This window comes from Arthrobacter sp. SlRoot2-15, from assembly GCF_059739345.1.
The window spans coordinates 10977-36381 of record NZ_AP046058.1 but is presented as its reverse complement, the minus strand read 5'-3'; the positions used below and the strand labels follow the sequence as shown (position 1 = coordinate 36381).

Here is a 25405-nt window from a genome sequence, read left to right as displayed (position 1 = left end):
ATGGACAAGCGCATTTTCGGGATCGAAACCGAATTCGGAATCTCCTACTCGAGCCCCGAGTCCCGCCCGCTGGCGCCGGAAGAAGTGGCCCGCTACCTCTTCCGCAAGGTGGTCAGCTGGGGACGGTCCTCCAACGTGTTCCTGACCAACGGATCCCGGCTGTACCTCGACGTCGGCTCGCACCCCGAATACGCCACCGCCGAATGCGACGACCTCGCCCAGCTGATCGCCCATGACCGGGCCGGCGAGCTGATCCTGGACGACCTCGTGGACGAGGCGCAGGAACGCCTCGCGGCCGAAGGATTCAACGGCACGGTGTACCTGTTCAAGAACAACACCGACTCGGCCGGTAACTCCTACGGCAGCCACGAAAACTACCTGATCCCGCGCCGAGGCGAATTCTCCCGGCTGGCCGAAATCCTGATCCCCTTCCTCGTGACCCGCCAACTGATCGCCGGCGCGGGCAAGATCCTGAAGACCCCGCATGGGGCCACCTTCGCGTTCTCCCAGCGTGCGGACCACATCTGGGAGGGCGTCTCCTCGGCCACGACCCGCTCGCGGCCCATCATCAACACCCGCGACGAGCCGCACGCCGACGCCGAGTTCTACCGGCGGCTGCACGTGATCGTCGGGGACTCGAACATGTCCGAGACCACGGCCCTGCTCAAGGTCGGCACCGTGGACCTGATCCTCCGGATGATCGAGGCCGGTGTCATCATGCGGGACATGCGGATGGAGAACCCCATCCGCAGCATCCGGGAGATCTCCCACGATCTGAGCGGGCGCGCGGTGGTGCGCCTCGCCAACGGCCGGCAGCTGACCGCCCTGGAAATCCAGCGCGAATACCTGGCCAAGGTGACCGAGTTCGTGGCGGACCGGGGGGCCCACAACGCCCACGTCCCGCTGATCCTGGACCTGTGGGAGCGCACCCTGGACGCGATCGAGAGCGAGAACACGAGCGCCATCGACACCGAGGTGGACTGGGCGATCAAGAAGAAGCTCATGGACAACTACCGGGAACGGCACGGCCTCGAGCTGGACGCGCCCCGGATCGCGCAGCTTGACCTCACCTACCACGACATTTCACGCAGCCGCGGGCTCTTCTATTTGCTCCAGTCCCGCGGCGCGGCCCGGCGCGTGGTGGACGACACCGCGGTGAAGGACGCCGTCGACGCCCCGCCGCAGACCACCCGGGCGAAACTGCGCGGCGACTTCGTCCGCCGGGCCCAGGAACTGGGCCGCGACTACACCGTGGACTGGGTCCATTTGAAGCTCAACGACCGCGCCCACCAGACCATTCTGTGCAAGGATCCGTTCCGCAGTGTGGACGACCGGGTGGACGCCCTGCTGGACTCTATGGGCTGATACCCAGCTTTCCGCGTTATTCTGGGGAAGGTGCCGTTTCACGGCTACCGCATGCTTTGCCGCTGGCACCCGGCCGGCGAAGCGTCCATCCTGCCCCGACGAAAGTTCTTACGTGCGCCGACTATTAGCAATTCTCATCCCCGGACTGCTGCTGCTCACCGCCTGTGGCGGCGGCGAACCAGCCGCCCCCGAGCCCACCAGCCAGTCCGCCGGTGAGACCGCAAAGCTCGACTCCCTGAAACTGACGGACAACGGTGAGAAGAAGGCCCCCGGCGTCGAGTTCACCAAGCCGCTCGAGGTCAAGGACCCCACCATCAAGGTGGTCAAGGAAGGCGACGGCGACCGCGTCAAGGCCAACCAGGTCGCGGACATCTCGATCGTCGCATTCAACGGCAAGGACGGCTCAACCCTCGAGGACACCTTCGCCAAGGATCCCGAGAAGCTCGAGCTGAACGACGATCTCAAGTCCGGCAGCGCCTTCATCTACAACGCCTTCGTCGGCGCCAAGGTCGGCTCCCACCTGGCCCTGGCAGTGCCCGGCAAGGCCGCCAGCGCCGAAGGCGGCGCAGCCCAGCCCTCGCAGTTGCTGGTGGTCAAGATCCTCGCGGTCAAGGACGCACCCAAGGTCCTGGACAAGCCCGAGGGCGACGCCGTGACCCCGCCGGCCGGCCTGCCCACCGTGAAGGAAAACGACAAGGGCGTTCCGGTCATCTCCGTCGACGGCGTTCCCGCACCCACCGCGCTGATCTCCCAGGACCTGATCAAGGGCAAGGGCCAGGCGGTCAAGGAAACCGACACCATCACCGTCAACTACGTCGGTGTGGCGCTGGCCGGGGGCAAGGTCTTCGACTCCAGCTTCGACAGCGGCAAGAAAGCCACGTTCCCGCTCAACGGCGTGATCAAGGGCTGGACCCAGGGCCTCGCCGGCAAGACCGTCGGCTCCCGTGTCCTGCTGGTCATCCCGAAGGACCTCGCTTACGGCGACCAGGGCCAGGGCGATGCCAAGGGCGACCTCGTGTTCGTCGTCGACATCCTCGGCGTCAAGTAGACCCGCACCACCCATTCAGCCACCCAGAAGGAGCAACCATGTCATTTGGACAGCGCAACCTCGACCGCCAGAAGCCGGAAATTGATTTCCCCGAGGGCGACGTACCCACCGAGCTCGTCATCACCGACCTGATCGAGGGCGACGGCCCCGAGGCCAAGGCCGGCGACACCGTTTCCACTCACTACGTTGGCGTCGCCTGGTCCACCGGCGAAGAGTTCGACGCGTCCTGGGGCCGGGGCGCGCCGCTGGACTTCCGCGTCGGCGTCGGCCAAGTCATCCAGGGCTGGGACCAGGGCCTGCTGGGCATGAAGGTCGGCGGCCGCCGCCGGCTGGAGATCCCCTCCGAGCTGGCCTACGGCTCCCGGGGCGCCGGCGGAGCGATCGGCCCCAACGAGGCGCTGATCTTCGTCGTCGACCTCGTCGCCGTCCGCTAAGGGCCCACCCCGCCCGGCCCAGCGCCCGCCTGCGAAAGTGCGGTAACAATCGGAAAGTTCTTCCGGCTGTTGCCGCGCTTTCGCCTTTTAAGCGCGGGGACTTTAGTAACCTTGCGGAGTGTCCGCCTCACGTACCGAACGACTCCTGAACCTTCTCATCGCGCTGCTCAACACCAGGTACGGCCTGCGCCGCAGCGAACTGCGCGAGAAGGTCTACCACGACAGCACCAGCACCGAGGCCGCCTTCGGGCGGATGTTCGAGCGGGATAAGGGCGAACTGCGCCACTTCGGCTTTGAAGTGGAGACGGTGACCGATACGGGCTGGGGATCGGACGATCCCGCGACCACCCGGTACCGGATCGGCAAGGAATCCAACCGCCTCCCGGATGTCAGCCTCACCCCTGCGGAATGCACGGTCCTGATTCTGGCCGCGCAGCTCTGGGAACAGGCCGCCCTCGGCTCAGCAGCCCGGAATGCCGTGCGCAAGCTCCAGGCCTCCGGCGGCCTGTTGGACGCCGAACTTCCCGCCGGGGTCCAGCCCCGCATCCGGCCGGCCGGCCAGGCCTTCGAGGACCTCGTCACGGCCATCCACGCCCAGCACCCTGTGAGCTTCCGCTACCTGGCCGGCAGCACCGGGCAGGAGGAAACCCGCACCGTCGAGCCCTGGGGCCTGGGCAGCCGCTTCGGCCAGTGGTACCTCGTGGGCCACGACCGCGCGCGCGGCGACAAGCGGTTCTTCCGGCTCTCGCGTTTCACCTCCGCCGTCACCGTGCTGGAGGAGACTTTCACCCCGCCGCCGTCGTTCAACGTCCGCGAACAGCTGGCCGCCCTGCCAGAACTGCCCGTGCGACACGCCGTCGTCGACGTCGCCGCCGGTGCGCTGCTGGGGCTGCGCAAGCACTCCGAGTCCTTCGACGGCGGCACCGGCGCCGATGGCGCAGAATCCGCCGCCGGACCGGACGCGGAAACCTCCGCCGAGGCCTCCGAACTCCCGCCGCGTTCCGGCTTTGACCGGCTCAGCGTGCCGTACCGGGACGCGGAAACCCTCGCCGCAGAACTCGCCTCCCACGGCCCGAGGGCCGTCGTCGTCGCCCCGCACGGGCTGCACGCGGCCGTGCGGAGGAGGCTGGAAGCCGCCGCCGCCTTCGCCGCGGCACCGGAGCCGCCGGTCGACTTCCCGCGCTCGGAACAGCCCAAACGGATCCGGAAGCGCACCTCTGAGGACCAGCTCAAGCGGATGCTGCAGCTGGTCCCGTTCCTGGTCCACAACCAGGGCCTGCATATCAGCGAGGTCGCCGACCGTTTCGGCGTCACCCGCAAGGAACTCGAAGATGACCTGCGCATCCTGATCTGCTCGGGCCTGCCGGAGGGCTACCCGGACGATCTGCTGGATATCCGGTGGGACGACGACCACGTCTACATCTTCGAGGACCTGGATCTCAAGCGGCCGGTCCGGTTCAGCGTCGACGAGGCCTGCGCGCTGCTGACGGGTCTGGAGGCGCTCAACGGCCTGCCGGGTCTCGACGAAGGCGGCGCCCTCGAATCCGTCACGCTCAAGCTCATGGCCGCCGCGGGCGAGGAGGGCCTCAAGGCCGCGGCCGTCTCCGGCCCCGAGGTGGCCCCGGCGGATTCCGCCACCCTGGCAACGGCGCGCGAGGCGATCCGGACCGGCGCGCAGCTGCGGCTCAAGTACCTCGCCCCGCAGCGAGACACCGTCTCCGAGCGCGACGTCGACCCGCACCGGCTCTACTCCCTGGACAGCACCTGGTACCTCGAGGCGTACTGCCACACCGCGGACGGCCTGCGGAACTTCCGGCTGGACCGGATCCAGGAACTGGCGCCCACCGGCCGTCCGGCGTCCTCGGCCGCCAACCCGGCCGGCGGCTTTCCGGTGAAGCTGTTCACCCCCAACGACGACGACGCCGTGGTGGTACTGGAGCTGACCCGACAGGGTGCCGGGCTCGCTGACGACTACTACGCCGAGCGGACCGCGGCGCTTCCGGACGGGAACATGCTGGCGGAAATCCGCTTCGGCAGCGCGGACTGGCTGCCCATGCTCGCTGCCCAGCACGGCGGGGCCGTCCGGATCCTGCAGCCCCCGGCCCTGGCCGCAGCGGTCCGGGAGTGGCTGGGCGCCGCCCTCGCCGGGTACGAGGAGCACGCGGCACGCCAGCTAGACTGATCAGCATGCCTTGGTGGACCTGGATCGTGATCTGGATAGCGCTCATTTCGCTGTCACTGCTCTTCTACGGCGTGCTAGGCGTCCGGCTGTTCCGGCAGTTCATGGCCACGGTCAAGGAGCTCGGGGAGGCGGGGGACCGCTTCTCCAACTTCGCCTCCGCGCCGCTTACCTCCGGTTCAGCTGCTGTTCATGTGGACGCCGTAGGCTCTAACGGCGACGGGGAGGGCACCGGATCCGGCCTGCGGGCCGCGCCCGGTTCGGCCGTTTTTGCCCCGCCCGCGTCGATGCGACATGATTACCATGCATCGAAAGTTGCCCGGCAGGAAGCCCGGCGCTTGCGCCGGATCCGGCGCAAGGCGGAGCGTAGCCAGCCCCAAGCGCTGCGCGACATCAATCTCCGTTAGACATACGATGGATTCAAACGAAAGGACCACCCGGCATGAGGCTTGAAGGCTGGCATCTCATTATCATCATCGTCCTGGCACTGGTGCTTTTCGCTGCACCGAAGCTGCCCGGAATGGCCCGCAGCCTGGGGCAGTCGATGCGGATTTTCAAATCCGAGGTCCGTGAAATGAAGAAGGACGGCAACCCCGAGGCGGCGGCCGATTCCGACGCCGTCGAAGGCAAAGTCGTGAACCACCCCCGGTCCAACGGCACCGAAAGCCGCCCCGGCGAGGGAACCGACGTTCCGCCGTCGACCCGCGCCTAGAACCACATGGCAGTAACCATGAGCCGCCGATCGAACCCCGAGGGCCGGATGGCCCTGCTGGACCACCTCAAGGAGCTGCGGAACCGGCTGTTTAAGGCGGCCATCGCCGTCGTCCTCGGGACCGTCGTAGGGTTCCTCGTCTACCAGCCCATGCTGGCCGCGCTGATCAAACCGATCCGCGACCTGAACGAGCACGAGGGCCGGCAGGCGTCGCTGAACTTCGACGGCGTGGCGAGCTCCTTTGACCTGATGATCCAGGTGTCCGTCTTCCTGGGCCTGATCGTCGCGAGCCCGGTGTGGCTCTACCAGCTCTGGGCCTTCATCGTCCCGGGGCTGCACAAGAAGGAACGGCGGCTGGCGCTCTCCTTCGTGGCGGCCGCCGTACCGTTGTTCGTCGGTGGTGTCCTGCTGGCCTGGCTGGTGCTGCCGAACGCCGTGCGCGTGCTGACCGATTTCACCCCCTCGGGCGGCTCCAACTTCATCAGCGCCCAGGTGTACCTGTCCTTTGTGCTGCGGCTGTTGCTGGCGTTCGGCATCGCATTCCTGCTGCCGGTGGTGCTCTTCGGGCTGAACCTGGCCGGGCTCGTCAAGGGCCAGCAGTTGGTCAAGAGCTGGCGGATCACTGTGTTCCTGGTCTGCCTCTTCTCCGCCATGGCCGCCCCCGGCGCGGACGCGATGAGCATGTTCTACCTCGCCGTGCCCATGCTGGTGCTGTTCTTCGCAGCGATCGGGCTGTGCCTGCTCAACGACCGCCGGCGCGAGAAGCGTGCCGCCAAGGTGGCCGCCGAGACCGAAGCCACCGCCGACCAGGCGACGCCGAGCTCCGAGCTGGAGAATCTCTAGCCGTTGGCGCACTAGGCTGGAAGCATGTCCTCACTACCCGGGCCGGAGTCGCCGTCCGAGCGCTACCGCGCCAGCGCCGAGCGGGCCGCAGAAGCCAAGACCTACCTGGGCGGCTTTACCCGCTCGCTCGCGTTCGACCTCGATCCGTTCCAGCGCGAGGCGTGCCTGTCGCTTCAGGCAGGCCGTGGGGTGCTGGTCGCGGCCCCGACCGGGGCCGGCAAGACCATCGTCGGCGAGTTCGCCATCTACTTGGCGCTCCAGCGCGGCCTGAAGGCTTTCTACACGACGCCGATCAAGGCTTTGAGCAACCAGAAGTACACCGAGCTCGCGGAGAAGTACGGCGCCGACCAGGTGGGCCTGCTTACCGGTGACACCAGCATCAACGGCGAGGCTCCCGTGGTGGTGATGACCACCGAGGTGCTCCGCAACATGCTCTACGCGGACTCGGAGACCTTGGACGACCTGGGCTTTGTGGTGATGGACGAGGTGCACTACCTCGCCGACCGCTTCCGCGGCGCCGTCTGGGAAGAGGTCATCATCCACCTCCCCAGCGAGGTGCAGGTCGCGTCGCTGAGCGCCACAGTCTCCAACGCCGAGGAATTCGGTGCCTGGCTGGACACGGTCCGCGGCCAGACCGACGTGATCGTCTCCGAGCACCGTCCTGTCCCGCTCTGGCAGCACGTGATGGTGGGGCGCAAGATCGTGGACCTGTTTGCCGGCGACACCAGCTTCGACGAGATCGCGCCGGCGGGGGAGGCCGCCGTCGCCGCCGTGTCCGCCACCGCGGAGACCGCCGGCAGCGTGATCACCGAACAGGCCGGCTTCGAGGTCAACCCGGAACTGCTGTCCATGGCGCGTGCCGAGAGCCAGATGAACTTCCGCGGGCGCTTCGGCCACGGCGGCCGCAACCAGCGCCAACGGAACCAGCGCAGCCAGCGGGCCGAGGCCCCGCAGGGCGCCCGCAGCCCGGTCCGGAAGGCAAGCCGCCCGCAGGTCATCGCCAGCCTGGACCGGATGGACCTGCTGCCGGCCATCACCTTCATTTTCTCGCGCGCGGGCTGTGACGCCGCGGTGGCACAGTGCGTTTCCGCCGGGCTGTGGCTCACCACCGAGCAGGAACAGGCCGTCATCGCCCGGCGCGTCGACGAGGCCGCGCAGGACATCCCGTCCGACGACCTGGACGTGCTGGGCTTCTGGAGCTGGCGGGACGGGCTGCTCCGCGGCCTCGCCGCGCACCACGCCGGCATGCTGCCGACGTTCAAAGAAGTGGTGGAGAAGCTTTTTGTAGACGGCCTGGTCAAGGCCGTGTTCGCCACTGAAACCCTCGCGCTGGGCGTCAACATGCCGGCCCGCTGTGTGGTGCTGGAGAAGCTGGACAAGTTTAACGGCGAGGCGCACGTCAACATCACCGCGGGGGAGTACACCCAGCTCACCGGCAGGGCGGGCCGGCGCGGGATCGACGTGGAGGGCCACGCCGTCGTGCTCTGGCAGCCGGGGACCGATCCGGCAGCCGTGGCCGGCCTCGCGTCCCGGCGGACGTACCCGTTGAACTCCAGCTTCCGGCCCACCTACAACATGTCGATCAACCTCGTGGCGCAGTTCGGCCGGCCGCGCGCCCGAGAAATCCTCGAGTCCTCCTTCGCCCAGTTCCAGGCGGACCGCTCCGTCGTCGGGCTGGCCAAGCAGGTCCGCAGCCGGGAGGAATCCCTCGCCGGCTTCAGCAGGTCGATGGAATGCCACCTTGGCGACTTCACCGAGTACGCCCGGCTGCGCCGGGCGCTCTCCGACGCCGAGAACAACGCGGCGAAGGGCACCTCGCGGGCCCGGAAGTCGCTCACCGAGGACTCCCTGAGCCGGCTGCTGCCCGGGGACGTCGTGGACGTACCCTCGGGCCGGGCGCCCGGCCTCGCCGTGGTGCTGAGTTCGGACCACCACTCCCGAGAGCCGCGCCCGGCCGTGATGACCCTGGACAACCAACTGCGCCGGATCGGCCTGCACGACGTCGAAGGCCCGCTCGCGCCGATCACCCGGGTCAGGATCCCCAAGTCCTTCAACGCCAAGGTGCCCAAGTCCCGGCGCGACCTCGCCTCCTCGGTCCGCAACGCGATCCGGGAGAGCCGCCCGCCGGCACCGCCGAACCGGAACGAGGACTTCGGCCGAGCCGCCGCGCTGCCGAACATGGAGAAGAAAATCGCCGAGCTGCGCCGCGAACTGCGGGCCCACCCCTGCCACGGCTGCAGCGACCGCGAGGACCACGCCCGTTGGTCCGAGCGCTGGTGGAAGCTGCGCCAGGAGACCGACGGCCTGATCCGCCAGATCCAGGGCCGAACCAACACCATCGCCAAGACCTTCGACCGGGTCTGCGGCGTGCTCTCCAGCTACGGCTACCTCGAAACCTCGGACGCGGGGACCCTCTCGATCAGCCCGGACGGCCAGCGGCTCCGCCGGATCTACGGTGAAAAGGACCTGCTCATTTCGCAGTCGCTGCGGATGGGCGCCTTCAGTGACCTCGATGCCGCCGAAATCGCGGCGCTGGCCAGCGTCCTGGTCTACCAGGCCAAGCGCGAGGACCGCGGCCTCCGGCCGAAGATGCCGAGCGTCTCGCTGGAGTCCGCCGTCGACACCGTGGTGCGCGAATGGTCGGCCCTCGAGGATGTCGAGGAAGCCAACAAACTGCCCCTCACCGGGGAGCCCGAACTGGGGCTGGTCTGGCCCATCTTCAAATGGGCCAAGGGCCGCCACCTCCAGGAGGTGCTCAGCGGCACGGACCTGGCCGCCGGCGACTTTGTCCGCTGGGTCAAGCAGGTCATCGACCTGCTGGACCAGCTGGCCAAAATCCCCGGACTCGAACCGCGTGTGGCACGGCTTTGCGCCGAAGCGATCACGCTGGTCAAGCGCGGCGTCGTCGCCTACTCGGCCGTCGCATGAGCCTTCCCTAGCGGCCCCCGCCGCCTTTTCTTCACCCTGCCCGGCCCCGCCGCCGGCGACCTGCAACAAGGAGATCCGCACCATGACCGCTTCACCGTCCGAGGCACCGAAGGCACCGCAGCCACCGCGCAAGGTGACGCTGTACCGCAACGGCTCCGTTTACACCGCGGCGGACCCCTTCGCGACGGCCATGCTGGTCGACGGCGACACGGTGGCCTGGGTAGGTTCCGAACAGGCGGCCACGTCCATCGCCGACTCCTCGATGGAGGTCATTGACCTGCAGGGCGGGCTGCTGGCCCCCGGCTTCGTGGACTCGCACGTGCACCTGACGGAAACGGGGATCGCGCTGGATTCGCTGCAGCTCGGCGGAGTCCGTTCCGCGGCCGAACTGCTCGACGCCGTCGCCCACTCCGCCGGTTCGGGAGGGGCGGGGCCGGTGCTGGGGCACGGCTGGGACGAGACGCTCTGGGCTGACCCCGCACTGCCGACCCGGGAGGAGCTGGACCGGGCTGCCGGCGGCCGGGCCGTCTACCTCTCCCGGGTGGACGTGCACTCGGCCTTGGTCTCCGCGTCGCTGGCCGCGGCGTCAGGGCTTGAGGGCCTCGACGGCGCCTCCGACGGGGCCTCCGACGGGCAGGTCAAACGGGCCGCCCACACGGCCGCCCGGCTCGCCGCCCGGAAACTCCCGGCCGACGCCCGGCGCAGTTACCAGCAGGCTGCCCTGGCCGAGGCGGCCGCCAACGGCTACGTGGCGCTGGCCGAGATGGCGGCCCCGCACATCACCAGCATCGAAGACCTGCAACTCGCGGCCGGCTGGAACACCCGCGGCCGGACCGGCGAGGCCGTGCCGGAGATCCTGCCGTACTGGGGCCAGCTGGCTTCTTCGGCGGAGCATGCGCGGGCCATCCTCGAAAGCCTGGGCGTCCCGGTACTTGGCCTGGCCGGGGACCTGAACATGGACGGCTCCATCGGTTCACGCACCGCCGCCCTGCGCAGCGACTACAGCGACGCGGCGGGGGAGCGGGGCAGCCAGTACCTCTCCGTCGACGAGGCGGCCGCCCACATTGCGGCGTGCTCGGTGCTCGGCATCCAGGCCGGTTTCCACGTGATCGGCGACGCCGGGCTCGACGCCGCGCTTCAGGCCCTGGACCGCGCCGCCGCCGACGTCGGCGAACAGCGCGTCCGCGCTGCCGGCCACCGGCTGGAACACGTCGAAATCGCCGACGCGGACGCCATCGCCCGGCTGGCCCAGTACTCGGTGACGGTCAGCGCCCAGCCTGTCTTCGACGCACTCTGGGGCGGGGAGGGGAGACTCTACGCCCAGCGGCTCGGCGCCCGGCACACGGCCATGAACCCCTTCGGTTCCTTCTACTCCGCCGGTGTGCCGGTCTGCTTCGGCAGCGACAGCCCGGTTACGCCGCTGCGGCCCTGGTCCAGCGTCCGCGCCTGCCTGGAGCACCACAACGCGGACGAGCGGATCTCCGCACGGGCCGCTTTCCTGGGGCACACCAGGGCGGGCTGGCGGGCCGCGCGGTACCGGAACCCGATGGCGGGCCAGCTTGTGCCGGGCGCCCCGGCGAGCTTCGCGGTCTGGGAAGTCGAAGAGCTAATGGTCCAGGTCGCCGACGGCAGGGTCCAGTCCTGGAGCACGGACCCGCGGGCGCGGACGCCGCTGCTGCCGGCCCTCGACACCGGCAGCGATCCGGTCTGCCTGCAGACTGTGCGCGACGGCGTCGAACTCTTCTCCGCCGGCTCGCTCGGAAGCTAACGTCCGCGCCCGGCGGCGGCCGGACGACTGACTATAATGGGGAGCTGTGCCTGCAGTCGGCTTAAGCCGGCTGTCCCGGCCTTCGACCGCTCCCTCCAAGGAAAGGCCCCGCTGTGCGTGTCCTCACGATCATCCCGACCTACAACGAGCTGGAATCGTTGCCCAAGACCATTGGGCGCCTTCGCACCGCTGTGCCAGCCTCCGACGTCCTGGTGGTCGATGACAACAGCCCCGACGGCACGGGCCAGCTCGCGGACCGCATCGCAGCAGAGGATAGCCAGGTCCACGTTCTGCACCGGGAGGGCAAGGCCGGTCTCGGCGCGGCGTACATCGCCGGCTTCAAGTGGGGCCTCGACGCCGGTTACGACATTCTCGTTGAGATGGATGCGGACGGCTCGCACAAGCCGGAGCAGCTGCCGCAGCTGATCGCGGCCGTGGAGCAGGGCGCCGACCTCGCGATGGGTTCGCGCTGGGTTCCGGGCGGAAGCGTGGTGAACTGGCCGCTGTACCGCCAGGCCATCTCCCGCGTCGGCAGCACCTACGCGCGGATCATGCTGGGCGTCAAGATCAAGGACGTCACCGGCGGCTTCCGCGCCTTCCGCCGCAGCACGCTCGAAAAGCTCAATCTGGATTCGGTCGACTCGGTGGGCTACGGCTTCCAGGTGGACCTCGCCTGGCGTGTCGCCAAGCTGGGCCTGAACATTGTGGAGCGGCCCATCACCTTCGTGGAGCGCGAACTCGGCGCGTCGAAGATGAGCGGCAACATCGTGGTCGAAGCCATGATCAATGTCACCAAGTGGGGACTCACCGCCCGCTGGAACACCCTCAGCCGGAAGCTCGGCCGCCAGTAGCGCCGGGGACAAAAAGGCCGGGCCGGCACCTCAATGAGGTGCCGGCCCGGCCTTATTGCTCGGTGGCTGGCCGACTAGGCCGAGCGGCGTTCACCGCGGCGTTCACGCAGGATGGTGAGCCTGTCTGCGAGGATCTGCTCCAGCTCCGGCAGGGAGCGGCGCTCCAGCAGCATGTCCCAGTGGGTGCGGACGGCCTTTTCGTTGCTGTTGACCGGGCGTTCGCCGTCGACCAGCAGGGCTTCCTTGCCGGTCTTGGAAACCCAGACCGGGGGGATCTCCGCCTCGGAGGAGAACGTCACAAACACCTGCTCGCCGTCCTCGCAGCGGTACTCAACGCGCTGGCGCGGAGCCGGTTCCACGCCGGATTCGGTCTCCATGCTCTGTGCGCCAAGGCGCATACCCCGCAGGCTGCGATCGCTCATCTTTTCTCCCTTATGATCGGTTCGCAGGGCCGGGCCCTGCGCTAGCCGGGGGCCACCAGGACCACGCCGGACTACTTGTTGCATGCGATTTGTTGGGCGTTCCCCACTGCAGAAATCGTCAGTAGATATAACGCGCCGCGAAGCGTAATTGTTCCGGCAGGCTGAACCGCCCGGACAAATACTCAACTATACGCGGGTGCGGCGCCGCAGGTAAAGCCGGTGAGACGGGAAAGGCACCCGCCGGAACGGGTGCCTCCCTGGTGACTCAGGCGTTAACTGCCGTCCGCGCGCGGGTCCGGGTTGGTGCCGCCCAGGACGTTACCGATGCCTTTGAGCGCCTCGCCGACCTCGCTGGGGATGATCCACAGCTTGTTGGAGGTGCCTTCGGCGAGCTTCGGGAGCGTCTGCAGGTACTGGTAGGCCAGCAGCTTCTGGTCCGGGTTGCCCTTGTGGATGGCGTCGAAGACCTTCTGGATGGCCTGCGCCTCGCCGTCGGCCCGCAGAATGGCCGCCTGCGCGTCACCCTCGGCCTTCAGGATCGAGGACTGGCGCTGGCCTTCGGCGGTGAGGATGGCGGACTGCTTGGTGCCTTCAGCGGTCAGGATCGCGGCGCGGCGGTCACGCTCGGCGCGCATCTGCTTCTCCATCGAATCCTGGATGGAGTGGGGCGGGTCGATCGCCTTGAGCTCCACCCGGGAGACCCGGATGCCCCAGCGGCCGGTGGCTTCGTCCAGCACACCGCGCAGTTGGCCGTTGATCTGGTCGCGCGAGGTCAGAGCCTCTTCGAGGTTGAGACCGCCGACGACGTTACGCAGCGTCGTCGTCGTGAGCTGTTCGACTGCCTGGATGTAATTGGCAATCTCGTAGGTGGCGGCCCGCGCGTCGGTGACCTGGAAGTAGACCACGGTGTCAATCGAGACCACGAGGTTGTCCTCGGTGATCACCGGCTGCGGCGGGAAGGAGACCACCTGTTCGCGCAGGTCGAGCAGGGGCAGCAGCCGGTCAACGAAAGGGATCAGGATGGTCAGGCCCGGGTTCAACGTCCGCTGGTACTTGCCAAGGCGTTCCACAACGCCGGCGCGGGCCTGCGGCACGATCCGCACCGAGCGCACCAGCACGATTATTACGAACGCAACGAGTACCAGCAGCACTATTGCGACTGCGATATCCATACATCACCTTTTCCCCAGATATGTGGTTTTGTTTGTGCGGCGGTCCGGCTGCCGCGGATCCTGCAGCCGGTGGCGGCGGCAGGAAGATTTTGTGGGCCCCATTCGGGGCGGGGCCGTTACGGCGCGGCCGTGCCCGGTTCGGGAACGACGACGGCGGTGGCCCCGTCGATGGCGCTGACGACGGCGTGCTGTCCGGAGGCGAGCTCACCGGTTTCCGTGCGGGCGCTCCAGACGTCTCCGCCGATCTTGACCCGGCCGCCGGTGGCGCTTACGGGTTCAACGACGAGGGCGGATTCGCCGATCAGGCGTTCGATGTTGCTGCGCTGGTCGGCCGGGCTGCTGCGCAGGTGCTTGAGGGCTACGGGCCGCACGAAGCCGATCATCAAGAGCGAGACAACGCTGAAGACAACGATTTGGAGCCAGAGGTCGGCGCCAGCGAATGCGGAGATCAGCCCGGCCAGGGCACCGCCGCCGAGCATGATGAAGAACAGGTCGAGGGTGAGCATCTCCACCACCGCGAACACCAGAAAAATCGTGAGCCACAACGCCCACCAGTTTTCGGCCAGCCATTCAAACATCATTTCCCCCTTGCCGATACGTCCGGGCGCCTGCAGGCGCAGGCCCTCCGTAGCGTGGTTCCATCCTAAGCCGGACGGCAACGACCGGCATGGGATGCGGAAATCAGCCGGCGAACGTGGCCAAGTCGTTACGTTGGCGGGTCCGTCGCCGCCTACTTGAGCGGTTCGAAGACGCTGATCCGGAACCGCGCGGAAACGGCGGTGCGGGGCGGGAGGCCGGCAATGCGGGCGGTCAGGGCGCCGCGGTCCAGGTGGTGGCCGGCCGGGCCCATCAGGGCCAGGTTGGCCACATCGGACGGTGAGAGGCTCAACGCCAGGTCCAGCTCTCGTCCGCCGCGCGCGGCGAAGTCACCGGCCAGCGAGGCCGCGAGGCGCTCGTCCTTGGCGGGTTCGATCCCCAGCATGCCGGTCTGCCCGGCGACCTCGGCCAGGTGGCCGGGCCTGGGCGTGACCACGATCAGTCGGCCGCCCGGCCGGAGCACGCGGGCGAATTCGGCCGCGTTGCGCGGCGCGAACACCACCGTGACGACGTCGACGGCGTCGTCCGCGAGCGGCAGCGGCTGCCAGACGTCGCCGACGAGGTTGACCGCTTCCGGGTTCAGCCGGGCTGCCCGGCGCAGCGCGAACTTGGAGATGTCCAGGCCCACGGCGGCCGCCGGGACGCGGTCCAGCAGGCCGCGCAGGTAGTGCCCGGTGCCGGTGCCGGCGTCGAGCACGGTCGCCCCGGCACCGGCGAGGAACGGCGCGGCGAGGAACGGCGCGGCGAGGTCGGCGACGGCGTCGGCCAGGCCCCGGTAGTGCCCGGCCGAGAGGAAGTCGAAGCGCGCCGCGACCATGTCCGCGGAGTCCGCCTCGAACACGGTGCCCTTCCCGGTCAGGAAGTTGAAGTAGCCCTGTTTGGCGGCGTCGAAACTGTGCCCGGCGGGGCAAACGAGGGTGCGTTGGCTGCTGCCCGCCGCGAACGGGCTCCGGCATACGGGGCACACGAGGGCAGCGAGGGAGGCGGCGGGCATAGAGTCCATCGTAGGCCCGGACCGTCCCGGTCCATCCCGTGGCCTCCGGGCAGCGCCGCGCCGGTGTGAGGCATTTCACGTCGCGGGCTGCAGCGGCTAGGCTCGCACTCGTGAAATCCGAACATCTGCCCCTGCTCAAGTCCGTTTCGGCGCCGGCCGTGCACCCTGACGGTTCCCGGGCCGTTGTGTCCGTGGTCCGCCCCGATTTCGACGCCGACGCCTACGTGGGCCAGCTCTGGACCGTGCCGGTGGATCCGGCATTGCGGCCACGCCGGCTGACCCGCGGCTTCCGCGATACCGCCCCGGACTTTTCCCCGGACGGCGAGGTACTGGCGTTCCTCCGCGCGGCGCCCGGCGGCAAACCGCAGCTGCACGTCGTCGAGGCCGGTGGCGGGGAGCCCCTAACGGTGACGGACGCGCCGCTCGGCGTGAGCGCCTTCACCTGGTCTCCGGACTCCCGGAGCATCGTCTTCGGCGCCCGGACGCCCGAGGACGGCCGCTACGGCACGGTGGACGGGGTCTCCGCCGGCGGCGAGGACGCCCGCCTGATCACGGATTACCAGTACCGGATGAACGGCGTCGGCTACACGGCGGACAAACCGCTGCAGCTGTTCGTCGTCGAGGTCCCGTCCCTGGACGAGGAACCCGCCGTGGCCCCGGCCGGCCGGGCCCTGAAGGCGGCCGCGTCCGCCGACGGCGGCAAAGTGACCGGCGGCAAAACGGCCGGGCGAACTCCGGAGGCACGCCAGCTGACCACGGCAGCGACCGACCACAACGGCGCCAGCTTCAGCACCGATGGCGGCGCCGTGTACTTCACCGCCGCCCTGCACGAGGGCAGCGATAACGACCTGGTCAGCGGGATCTACCGGCTGCCGCTGCCCGCTGGGGACGGAACTGAGGCAACCGGTGGAGCCGCCCCGGAAGAGGTGGCCCTCGCCGGTACGGCCCGGCTGTCAGTCTCGGCCGTCCGCCAGAGCCGGAACGGCCGGTGGCTTTACTTCACGGCACAGGATCTCGGCGCCTCGGGCCAGGACTTCGTGGCCCGCAACACGGCGCTCTTCGTTATGCCTGCCGGCGGCGGGGACCCGGTCGCGCTCAGCGACGTGGAGACCATGGACCTGGCCGGCGGGCTGGAGCCGGCCGGCGCGAACGGGGTCCTCGTCCTGAACAACGCGCGCGGCAACATGGAGCTGCTGGAGTTCGGCCCCGCGGGGGTGCGGAGCACCCTGCTGGACGGCGACCGGGTGGTCACGGCCGCGGCCGAACGCGCCGGAGCGGTGCTGCTGAGCTTCAGCGACGCCGCGACCGCCGGGGACGTCGCGGTCCTCGACGCAGGCGGGCTCCGGGTGTTGACCGACTTCTCGGCGCCGCTGCGGGCCGACGCCGGCGTCTTGGTCCCGCAGGAGCTCACGTTCGCTTCGCCCGACGGCTACCCGGTGCACGGCTGGCTCGTCGCGCCCGCGGGGGAGGGGCCGCATCCGGTGCTGCTCAACATCCACGGCGGCCCGTTCGCGCAGTTCACCGGGGCGCTCTTCGACGAGGCCCAGGTGTACGCCGCCGCCGGTTATGCCGTGCTGATGTGCAATCCGCGCGGCTCCGCCGGGTACGGACAGGCCCACGGCCGCGCCATCAAGGAGCGCATGGGAACCGTGGACATGCAGGACGTGCTGGCGTTCCTGGACGGGGCACTGGAAAAGTTCGAAGAGCTCGACGGCGATGCCCTGGGCATCATGGGCGGTTCCTACGGGGGCTACCTGACGGCCTGGACCATCAGCCACGACCACCGTTTCAAGGCCGCCATCGTGGAGCGCGGCTACCTGGATCCGGTGAGCTTCACGGGCTCCTCGGACATCGGCTGGTTCTTCGGCGGCGAGTACACCGGCCGCTCGGCCGAGCAGATGGCAGCGCAAAGCCCGATGGCCCGGGTGGAGCACGTCCGAACGCCCACCCTGGTCATCCACAGCGAGGAGGACCTGCGCTGCCCGGTGGAACAGGGCCAGCGCTATTTCACCGCGCTCAAGCAGCTGGGTGTGGAGGCCGCGTTCCTGGTCTTCCCGGGCGAGAACCATGAACTTTCCCGCTCCGGAACCCCGCACCACCGCCGGCAGCGCTTCGACCAGATCCTGCAGTGGTGGTCCCGCCACCTTCCGACGGCGGCCAACCCGGCGCCGCAGGATGGCGCGGTGGCCGCGGCACCCGCGGCACCTCCCGCCGGCTAGCTTTCGGGGTCGTCCGGCAGGAACCCCAGTTCCTGCCGGGCGTGGCTGATGTCCGGCTGGGCCCAGCGGGCGGAATATTCGGCGTTGTTACTGAGGGAACGCAGCTCAGCCCGGTCCAGGTACAAGACGCCGTGCACATGGTCGGTCTCGTGTTGCACAATGCGGGCCTGCCAGCCGGTGAAATCCCGCTGCTGCACTGTTCCGTCCAACGCGGTGAAGTCCAGGCGCACGGATTCGGGCCGCAGCACAGCGGCCTGCAGGCCGTTCAGGGACAGGCAACCCTCGTAAAACGCCTTCTTGGCCGTGCCCAGTGGCTCGTAGCGCGGGTTCAGCATGGCGAAGAACGGCAGTGGCTCACGGCCGCGGGCCTCCGCAACGTCGGGGTCGACGTCGAACCTGTCCTCCAGGACGGCCAACTGCAGCGGGATTCCCAGTTGCGGGGCGGCGAGTCCGACGCCGGGCGCCTTGTGCATGACCCGGCGCATCAGGTCGACCAGCCGGCCAAGCTCGGCGTCGTCGAGCTGGCCGGTGAACGGAACGGCCTGCTGGCGGAGGACCGGGTGCCCCACCTGGACGATGGGCGGGAGCACCCCGGCGTTCAGGAGCTGCTCGACTGCCTCCTGGATGGCTTCGTCGCTGGTTTCGGCGGTGGGGGCGGAGTAGCTTGCGTCGTTCCTGGCGTCTGCGGACATGGCACCAGACTACTGGCGTCCGCACGCAGACGTGACGAAATCGTAGATCCGGCCCCGCAGTTGCGCACCCGCGTCGACCTTCAGCACCCCCTCCCGGCCCGCGACCGTGACGTGTAGCGGGATCAGCGTGCCCACCTTGTCCTCCGCCACGGCGTGCGGGTCGCACCGGGCCGGACGGATGCCGAGCCGCAGCTCGCGCACCGGGCCGGCGGCGTCGATCCGCAGCCCGCTGGGCCACGGCGCGCTGCGGTCCTCCTCCAGGAGTGTGGTACCGCCGATGCTGTTGATCGTCAGTGCCCGGTCCGGGGGTTCACCGGCCGGGTGACGCGGGGTGATGACCAGATGCAGCACGGCGGTCCGGGCATCCGGGGACAGTTCCGGCTCGGGACCGAACCGGAATTCGGCCACTTCGGCGGCCGCCTGGGCCACGCACATTTCGCTGTTGTTCCGTGGCAGCACACCAAAGGGGTCGGTGGCCTTGGTCGTGACCGTTCGTCCCGGAGCGCCGGCGGCGGGAGCGAGCAGCACTTCGACGACGGCGGCCGGCGGGTCTGCTGCGGCGTCCGGCTGCGGGGCCTGATCGGGGCAGGACGCAGCCGGGAGCCGGGCGGGCAGGCTCTTCGTCTGGCCCGGCGGCAGTTCCGTCCCGGCGTCCGCCGCGCTCCAGCTAATCGCGGAAGCAAAGAGCTGACTCCGCAGCCCGGCCGCGAGAACGGTGATCGGCTCGCCGGTGGTGTTGGTCAGCTGGATCTCGATAATCTGCCGGCTGTAGTTGTCACGGAACTGGCTGATTTCCGCCGTCAGCGGCCCGGCCCCGGACGTCGACGGCGCCGTTGCGCCCCCGGGACCGGTTGTGCCCGGCCCGGTGCTGCAGGACGCCGCCGCCATCAGGACCAGCACGACGGCGGGCCACCGTAGCTGCGCGGGGAGGCTGACCATGCGGTCAGTCTAGGCCGTGCCGCGGCGGCGGGCAGCGGCGTGGACCCCGAGGGCCGGCTGCCCCCTGAAGGGTAGTCTCAGTCCATGACTTCACCGATACCCGTGGACGTTGTGCTGGGCCTGTTGCGCGCCATCGAGGCCGGCGGCGGCGCCGAGGCGATTGCTCCGTTCCTAGCCGAAGAATACGTCCTGACCGAGGCGCCCCATCTGCTGGCGCCTGAGGGTTCGACCCGCACCCGTGCCCAGGTCCTGGACGGTGCCGAGCACAGCGGCGAGATCGTCTCCGGCCAGCACTTTGAGGTGCGGCGCAGCACCTGCGCGGGCGGCCGGGTGGTCGTGGAGGCCGACTGGTCCGCGACCGTGCTGATGGACCTGCCACACTGGGACCGAGGCAATGAAATCCGTGCCAGGACCGCCTCGGTGTTCGAGGTTCGGGACGGCCGGATCACCAGCCAGCAGAGCTACGACTGCTACTACATGCCGCGTTAGCGGGTGTGGCGCCAACGCCGGCGGCGCCTACTGCATGGTGAAGCGGCGGGCCACGAGCCGGTTCGCGGCCGGGACCGCGGCCACGGCCGCAATGGCGGCGTTGCGGGCGGCCAGCAGACCTCCGTGCAGCGGCCGGCCCAACGCCATGTTAATCTCCGACTGCCGTACCGCGCGCGCCGCCTGGCGCATCCGGCTCCGTTCGAATGCCGCCAGACCGGTCCGGTTTCCGGCCAGGACGGCCGGCACCAGGGGTGCCAGAAGCAGGGCGTCGAGCCAGCCCAGGCTCATTCCCTGGCCCCCGATCGGGCTGATTTCGTGTGCCGCGTCGCCGACCAGGATGCCGCGGCCGTACACCATGCGGCGGGCCAGTCGGGAGCGGACGCCGAAGCCGCTGAGCATGCTGTTGCTGCCCGTGTCGACGTCGATGCCGGTCCGCCGCCGGACCTCCCGGGCGAGCCATCCGGCGTCGAGATTTGCGTTGGCACCGTCCACGCCGTCGTCCGCTCCGGCCGTACCGTCCGCATCCAGCCGGACCACCCAGCGCCGCCGCTGACCGGGCAGCGGAAACGACTCCACGATGCCGCCGCCGGCCAGGAAGAGTGCGGCATCGGGGCCGAACGCGGTGCCGTCGTCAAAGTCGCCCATAAGATAGCGGTCCGGGTAGTCCCGGCGCCGCAGCGGGGCGCCCAGGGCAGCCCGGGAAGCGGAACGGACCCCGTCGGCGGCGATCACGAGTGACGCGGCGATCCGCTCGTTCTCTCCGGCGGCGCAGGCCGCAACCGTGACGTGGCCGCCGTCGTCGTGCAGTCCCGTCACGCGTACGCCGCGGCGCAAAGCCGTGGGATCGAGCCCACGCACCCGTTCCTCGAGGACGGACTCGGTGGAATTCTGCGGCAGCGACAGGACAAACGGGAACCGCTCGGACACCCCGGCAAAGGACATTTTGGCCAGGATCGAGCCGCCGCTGAGGGCCAGGCCGCGCCGGATCGGCACGCCGCGGCGCACGAGTTCCTGGTCCACCCCGATCCGGCCGAGGGCCTCCAGCGCCGGCGGGTGGATGCCGATGGCCCGGGAGTGCGGTTCCGGCCCGGTCCGCTGTTCGAGCACCGTGACGGTGAGGCCCCGCTGCAGCAGCAGCGCCGCCATAAAGAGGCCCACCGGGCCACCGCCGATGATGACGACGTCGCTCACGCGCTGTCTCCGCCGCGGCGCCCGGGTGGCTTAGCCAGGATGAGCAGATTGCGGAAGGGGGAGCGGGGCTGCACGGTCCAGCCCGGGGGAGCGGCGGCGCGCAGTTCGGCGCCGGTGTAGCTGCGCCGGATCGAGGTGAGGCCGTCCTGCCTGATATAGGACCCGTAGAACGGCAGTGCGGCGGCCCAGAACAGCGCGTAGGCCGCCGCGCTGCGGCGGAGGTCGTTGTGAATGACCGTGCCGGCGCTCAGCGCCGCTGATTCGGCGAGGAAGCCGGCCAGTTCCGCCGGTGCCAGGTGGTGCAGCACATGGTTGGACACCACGACGTCGAAGCGCGCACCTTCGCCGAGCAGTTCCGCCGTGTTCCGCCGGCGCCGGAATGTCACGCCGGCTCGATTCCGCCGGCGCGCGGCGAACGCGGCGGCGCGCTCGTCCGGGTCGATCGCCGTGATCTGAAGCCGCAGCCCGTCCCGGGCCGCCCACTTCGAGAGCATTATCGGAACGTCGCCGCCGCCGCTGCCGATGTCGAGCAGAGTAGTGAGGGATTCCTTGGAGAGCAGCGGCCGGAGCTCCCGGCGGTAGATGCCCCTCCAGCCGGACACGGCCCGGTTGACCAGGGCGAACTGGGCGTAGGTCCGCTCCAGCCGGATCGGATCACAGTCGGGCCGGTCCATCTCCTCGACGGCGTCCAGGGCCCGGGTTCGCAGCGGGACCATGGCTCCGGGACTCAGGCGAGGGCCTGTTCCGCCCGGGGCACACCTGGCCGCTCCTGCCCGGCGTCGGGCGCCGGCGGCCGTGGTGCCGTGATCTTGGTGAAGAGTGCCGTTTCAACTGTCAGCCCCGGTCCGAACGCCATCGAGCAGATGCGTTCACCGTCGTCGTCGCCGGCACCGCCCGTTCCGGCGGTTCCGCCGCTGAAGTCGCCGTCGGCGGCGGGGAGGTCGAGAATGTGCCGGATCACGAAGAGGACTGTGGCGCTGCTCATGTTCCCGTAGTTCCGGAGGGTTTCCCGTGCCGGCACCAGCTGTTCGTCGCTGAGCTCCAGCCGGGACTGCACCTTGTCCAGGATGCTGCGGCCGCCGGGGTGGATGGCCCAGTGCCGGATGTCGCGGTACGGGAGTCCGATCAGGGACGCATCCCGGGACAACAGCGGTTCCAGGGCGCCGATGATGTGGTCGTCGATGATGTGCGGGACGTAGGTGCCCAGGACCATCTCAAAGCCTTCGTCGCCGATGTTCCACGCCATGGCTTCCTCGCCCACCGGCGTCAGGACCGTCTCGAAGTGGTCCAGGGTCATGAGCGCGGGCTGGTCCGGCAGCTGGCGGGCGCTGATGACGGCGGCCGCCGCGCCGTCGGCGAAGAGGGCGGATCCCATGATGGTGTCCGGGTCGTTGGATGTCCGGACGTGGAGGGAACAGAGTTCGGCGCAGACCACCAGCACCACGGCGTCGGGGTCCGCGTCGCAGAAGGATTTCGCGGCCCGCAGCGCCGGGAAAGCCGCGTAGCAGCCCATGAACCCGAGGTGGTAGCGCTGGACCGCAGGGTTCAGCCCGAGCGCCCGGACAATCTTGTAGTCCGGTCCTGGGTTGAAGAAGCCGGTACAGGAAACCGTCACCAGGTGCGTGATCTCACCGCGGTCTAGGCCCTTGCAGGCGTCCACCGCCTTTTCCGCGGCTTCGATGAAGAGCTTGGTCGCCTCGGAGGCGAAGATGTCGTTCCGGATCTTGGTGCTGGGACTCAGCAGCAGGCCGGTGGCGGGGTCGAAGAACTGCGGATCCTCCGCCCGGCTGCCGGTGGTCAGTTCCCCTACGGCGGTGTAGCGGGTGTCGATGGCGGCGGAGTCAAAGCAGGTGCTGACCAGTCGGGAGCCGAGGCGGCTGAGCCCCGGCTGGGCGGCGAAGACGTCGCGGGCCTCGGACTGGATCAGTACGGTGGGCGGGACTGCAGTTTCCAGGGACCTCAGGTAGACCGTCATGGTTCATTCTCAGTGAGCCTGCCGGATATGACAATGGATTTTCGACGGCGTCCCCGCGCCTGGCGGGACTGCCGGAGGATTAGCCCACCGACTGTTCTAAGCTGTTCCCATTGAGCCAGCCGATGCCGCCGCCACCGCGGCGAAGGCCCGCCTGACAGAGGGAGACACGATGAGCACGGCCACGAGCACCGGCACGGACGCGCAGCCGGCTGCGCTGCACGTCGCCGACAGCCACGATCTAATCCGGGTGCAGGGAGCGCGGGAAAACAACCTCAAGGACGTCAGCATCGAGATTCCGAAGCGCCGGCTGACGGTGTTCACCGGCGTTTCCGGCTCGGGGAAGAGCTCGCTGGTGTTCGCCACGATCGCGGCCGAGTCGCAGCGGATGATCAACGAAACCTACAGCGCCTTTGTGCAGGGCTTTATGCCGAACCTGGCGCGTCCCGACGTCGACCTCCTGGAGGGGCTTACGACGGCGATCATCGTCGACCAGGAACGAATGGGCGCGAACCCGCGCTCCACGGTCGGCACCGCCACCGACGCCAACGCCATGCTGCGCATCCTCTTCAGCCGGCTCGGCACGCCGCAGGTGGGTCCGCCCACGGCCTTCTCCTTCAATGTCCCCACCCGGAAGGCCAGCGGCGTGATGAGCACCGAGAAGGCCGGCGGCAGGGTGGAGAAGAGCGTGGTCCAGAACGCCATCTACCTTGGCGGAATGTGCCCGCGGTGCGAGGGAATGGGATCGGTCTCCGACTTCGACCTCACGGCGCTCTATGACGAGAGCAAGTCGCTGGCGGGGGGTGCCCTGACGGTCCCGGGCTACAGCATGGACGGCTGGTACGGGCGCATCTTCAGCGGCGCCGGCTTCGACATGGACAAGCCGATCGCGAAGTACACCAAGAAGGAAATGCACGACCTGCTCTACAAGGAGCCGACCAAGATCAAGGTCGAGGGCATCAACCTCACCTATGAGGGCCTGATCCCGAAGATCCAGAAATCAATGCTTTCCAAGGACGTGGAGGCGATGCAGCCCCACATCCGGGCCTTCGTGGACCGGGCCATCACCTTCCAGCCCTGCCCCGAGTGCGAGGGCACCAGGCTCAGCAAGGAGGCGCGGTCCTCGAAGATTCAGGGAAAGAACATCGCCGAACTGTGCCAGATGCAGATCAGCGACCTGGCCGCGTGGATCCGCGGGCTCAACGAGCCCTCAGTCGAGCCGCTCCTCAAAGGGCTGCGGCACCTGCTCGATTCGTTCGCCGAGATCGGCCTGGGTTACCTTTCGCTGGACCGGCCGGCGGGGACTCTGTCCGGGGGAGAGGCGCAGCGCACCAAGATGATCCGGCACCTGGGCTCATCCCTGACCGACATCACCTACGTCTTTGACGAACCGACGATTGGCCTGCACCCCCACGACATCGAGCGGATGAACCAGCTGCTGCTGCAACTCCGGGACAAGGGCAACACGGTGCTCGTCGTCGAGCACAAGCCGGAGACCATTGTCATCGCCGACCACGTTGTTGACCTGGGTCCCGGCGCGGGCAGCGCGGGCGGCAGTGTCTGCTTCGAGGGAAGCGTGGCGGGCCTGCGGTCCAGCAGCACCATCACCGGCCACCACCTGGACGACCGAGCGGCGGTCAAGGAGACGGTGCGCACGCCGTCGGGCGCCCTTGAGGTGCGCGGTGCGACGACCAACAACCTCCGGGACGTCGACGTCGATATCCCGCTGGGCGTGCTGTGTGTGCTGACGGGCGTGGCCGGATCCGGGAAGAGCTCGCTGATCCAGGGCTCGGTGGCCGGCCGGGACGGTGTGGTGCTGATCGACCAGGGCGCCATCAAGGGTTCACGGCGCAGCAACCCGGCCACGTACACGGGCCTGCTTGAGCCGATCCGCAAGGCGTTCGCGAAAGCCAACGGCGTGAAGCCGGCGCTGTTCAGCTCCAACTCCGAAGGGGCCTGCCCCACCTGCAACGGCGCCGGCGTCATCTTCACCGAGCTGGGCGTGATGGCCACCGTCGAATCCACCTGCGAGGACTGCGAGGGCCGCAGGTTCCTGGCGTCGGTGTTGGAGTACAAACTGGCCGGCCGCAACATCGCCGAGGTCCTGGCGATGTCGATGACCGAGGCTGAGCAGTTCTTCGGCGACGGCGAGGCCCGCACACCGGCCGCGCACAAGATCCTCGACCGGTTGGTGGACGTCGGCCTGGGCTACCTCAGCCTAGGGCAGCCGCTGACCACCCTCTCCGGCGGCGAGCGGCAACGGCTCAAGCTGGCCACCCAGATGGCCGAGAAGGGGGACGTCTACGTCCTCGACGAACCGACCACGGGCCTGCACCTGGCCGACGTCGCGAACCTGCTCGGGCTGCTGGACCGGTTGGTCGACGCCGGGAAGTCGGTGATCGTCATCGAGCACCACCAGGCGGTCATGGCGCACGCCGACTGGATCATCGACCTGGGCCCCGGCGCCGGGCACGACGGCGGCCGGATCATTTTCGAGGGCACGCCTGGGGACCTCGTCGCCGCGCGGTCCACGCTGACCGGGGAACATCTGGCGGCTTATGTGGGGGAGTGAAGGCCGTGGACCGAACAC

22 protein-coding genes are annotated in these 25405 nt (G+C 69.0%); 13 read left to right on the top strand and 9 right to left on the bottom strand.

The window, feature by feature from the left end:
• The 10 genes from pafA to AC6I9V_RS00135 all read left to right on the top strand — a co-directional run bounded on the left by pafA (nt 1) and on the right by AC6I9V_RS00135 (nt 12128).
• Nucleotides 1-1365 carry a Pup--protein ligase gene (pafA, locus tag AC6I9V_RS00180; RefSeq protein WP_146337554.1) on the top strand — a complete coding sequence of 455 codons (1365 nt, stop codon included), beginning with the start codon at nt 1-3 and terminating at the stop codon, nt 1363-1365.
• A gap of 112 nt (nt 1366-1477) precedes the next feature.
• Nucleotides 1478-2413, top strand: a complete 936-nt coding sequence (locus AC6I9V_RS00175; protein ID WP_497897899.1) for an FKBP-type peptidyl-prolyl cis-trans isomerase — start codon at nt 1478-1480, stop codon at nt 2411-2413.
• Between the two features lie 38 nt (nt 2414-2451).
• Nucleotides 2452-2847 (top strand): FKBP-type peptidyl-prolyl cis-trans isomerase, encoded by a 396-nt coding sequence (locus tag AC6I9V_RS00170; protein WP_497897898.1) that lies wholly within the window; start codon nt 2452-2454, stop codon nt 2845-2847.
• Nucleotides 2848-2965: 118 nt separating this feature from the next.
• Nucleotides 2966-5029 carry a helix-turn-helix transcriptional regulator gene (locus AC6I9V_RS00165; RefSeq protein WP_497897897.1) on the top strand — a complete coding sequence of 688 codons (2064 nt, stop codon included), beginning with the start codon at nt 2966-2968 and terminating at the stop codon, nt 5027-5029.
• Nucleotides 5030-5034: 5 nt separating this feature from the next.
• Nucleotides 5035-5433 carry a hypothetical protein gene (locus tag AC6I9V_RS00160; protein ID WP_497897896.1) on the top strand — a complete coding sequence of 133 codons (399 nt, stop codon included), beginning with the start codon at nt 5035-5037 and terminating at the stop codon, nt 5431-5433.
• A 35-nt stretch (nt 5434-5468) separates the two neighbouring features.
• A complete protein-coding gene (gene tatA / locus AC6I9V_RS00155; protein ID WP_497897895.1) occupies nt 5469-5738 on the top strand; it encodes a Sec-independent protein translocase subunit TatA in 270 nt (89 codons plus the stop codon).
• 48 nt (nt 5739-5786) lie between these two features.
• Nucleotides 5787-6581 (top strand): twin-arginine translocase subunit TatC, encoded by a 795-nt coding sequence (tatC, locus tag AC6I9V_RS00150; RefSeq protein WP_349414302.1) that lies wholly within the window; start codon nt 5787-5789, stop codon nt 6579-6581.
• A 24-nt stretch (nt 6582-6605) separates the two neighbouring features.
• Nucleotides 6606-9509, top strand: coding sequence for a DEAD/DEAH box helicase (locus tag AC6I9V_RS00145; RefSeq protein WP_497897894.1), 2904 nt, complete (start codon nt 6606-6608; stop codon nt 9507-9509).
• Between the two features lie 82 nt (nt 9510-9591).
• On the top strand, nt 9592-11277 hold the full coding sequence (locus AC6I9V_RS00140) for an amidohydrolase (protein WP_497897893.1): 1686 nt from the start codon (nt 9592-9594) through the stop codon (nt 11275-11277).
• Between the two features lie 113 nt (nt 11278-11390).
• Complete coding sequence (locus AC6I9V_RS00135) at nt 11391-12128, top strand: polyprenol monophosphomannose synthase (protein WP_497897892.1); 738 nt, start codon at nt 11391-11393, stop codon at nt 12126-12128.
• Between the two features lie 74 nt (nt 12129-12202).
• On the opposite strand, the gene AC6I9V_RS00130 is transcribed toward AC6I9V_RS00135, so the two are convergent.
• The 4 genes from AC6I9V_RS00130 to AC6I9V_RS00115 all read right to left on the bottom strand — a co-directional run bounded on the left by AC6I9V_RS00130 (nt 12203) and on the right by AC6I9V_RS00115 (nt 15313).
• On the bottom strand, nt 12203-12550 hold the full coding sequence (locus AC6I9V_RS00130; RefSeq protein ID WP_497897891.1) for an RNA polymerase-binding protein RbpA: 348 nt from the start codon (nt 12548-12550) through the stop codon (nt 12203-12205).
• A 272-nt stretch (nt 12551-12822) separates the two neighbouring features.
• Complete coding sequence (locus tag AC6I9V_RS00125) at nt 12823-13722, bottom strand: SPFH domain-containing protein (protein WP_146337544.1); 900 nt, start codon at nt 13720-13722, stop codon at nt 12823-12825.
• A 116-nt stretch (nt 13723-13838) separates the two neighbouring features.
• Nucleotides 13839-14300 carry an NfeD family protein gene (locus AC6I9V_RS00120; protein WP_497897890.1) on the bottom strand — a complete coding sequence of 154 codons (462 nt, stop codon included), beginning with the start codon at nt 14298-14300 and terminating at the stop codon, nt 13839-13841.
• 152 nt (nt 14301-14452) lie between these two features.
• Entirely contained in the window at nt 14453-15313 is an 861-nt protein-coding gene (locus AC6I9V_RS00115) for a methyltransferase domain-containing protein (protein WP_497897889.1), read from the bottom strand.
• 110 nt (nt 15314-15423) lie between these two features.
• Between AC6I9V_RS00115 and AC6I9V_RS00110 the strand changes: the two genes are divergently transcribed.
• The gene (locus tag AC6I9V_RS00110) at nt 15424-17532 is read left to right on the top strand and encodes a S9 family peptidase (RefSeq protein WP_497897888.1); all 2109 of its coding nucleotides are present in this window, start codon (nt 15424-15426) and stop codon (nt 17530-17532) included.
• Here AC6I9V_RS00110 and AC6I9V_RS00105 read toward each other — a convergent pair.
• Nucleotides 17529-18224: a peptide deformylase gene (locus tag AC6I9V_RS00105; protein WP_497897887.1), complete on the bottom strand. Its 696-nt coding sequence runs from the start codon at nt 18222-18224 to the stop codon at nt 17529-17531. The genes AC6I9V_RS00110 and AC6I9V_RS00105 overlap by 4 nt on opposite strands.
• Nucleotides 18225-18233: 9 nt before the next feature.
• Nucleotides 18234-19163 carry a hypothetical protein gene (locus tag AC6I9V_RS00100; RefSeq protein ID WP_497897886.1) on the bottom strand — a complete coding sequence of 310 codons (930 nt, stop codon included), beginning with the start codon at nt 19161-19163 and terminating at the stop codon, nt 18234-18236.
• An 84-nt stretch (nt 19164-19247) separates the two neighbouring features.
• Here AC6I9V_RS00100 and AC6I9V_RS00095 point away from each other — a divergent pair, with 84 nt between their 5' ends.
• Nucleotides 19248-19652, top strand: coding sequence for a nuclear transport factor 2 family protein (locus AC6I9V_RS00095; RefSeq protein ID WP_497897885.1), 405 nt, complete (start codon nt 19248-19250; stop codon nt 19650-19652).
• 27 nt (nt 19653-19679) lie between these two features.
• Here the strand turns inward: AC6I9V_RS00095 and AC6I9V_RS00090 are convergent, their stop codons facing one another.
• From AC6I9V_RS00090 to AC6I9V_RS00080, 3 genes are read right to left on the bottom strand one after another with little or no spacing between them, the layout of a single operon-like run.
• Nucleotides 19680-20843: an FAD-dependent oxidoreductase gene (locus tag AC6I9V_RS00090; protein WP_497897884.1), complete on the bottom strand. Its 1164-nt coding sequence runs from the start codon at nt 20841-20843 to the stop codon at nt 19680-19682.
• Entirely contained in the window at nt 20840-21559 is a 720-nt protein-coding gene (locus tag AC6I9V_RS00085; protein ID WP_497897883.1) for a methyltransferase domain-containing protein, read from the bottom strand. The genes AC6I9V_RS00090 and AC6I9V_RS00085 overlap by 4 nt, the downstream gene beginning before the upstream one ends.
• A gap of 11 nt (nt 21560-21570) precedes the next feature.
• Nucleotides 21571-22818 carry a type III polyketide synthase gene (locus tag AC6I9V_RS00080; RefSeq protein ID WP_497897882.1) on the bottom strand — a complete coding sequence of 416 codons (1248 nt, stop codon included), beginning with the start codon at nt 22816-22818 and terminating at the stop codon, nt 21571-21573.
• Nucleotides 22819-22987: 169 nt separating this feature from the next.
• Here AC6I9V_RS00080 and AC6I9V_RS00075 point away from each other — a divergent pair, with 169 nt between their 5' ends.
• Nucleotides 22988-25387, top strand: a complete 2400-nt coding sequence (locus AC6I9V_RS00075) for an ATP-binding cassette domain-containing protein (RefSeq protein ID WP_497897881.1) — start codon at nt 22988-22990, stop codon at nt 25385-25387.
• Nucleotides 25388-25405: the final 18 nt, after the last annotated feature.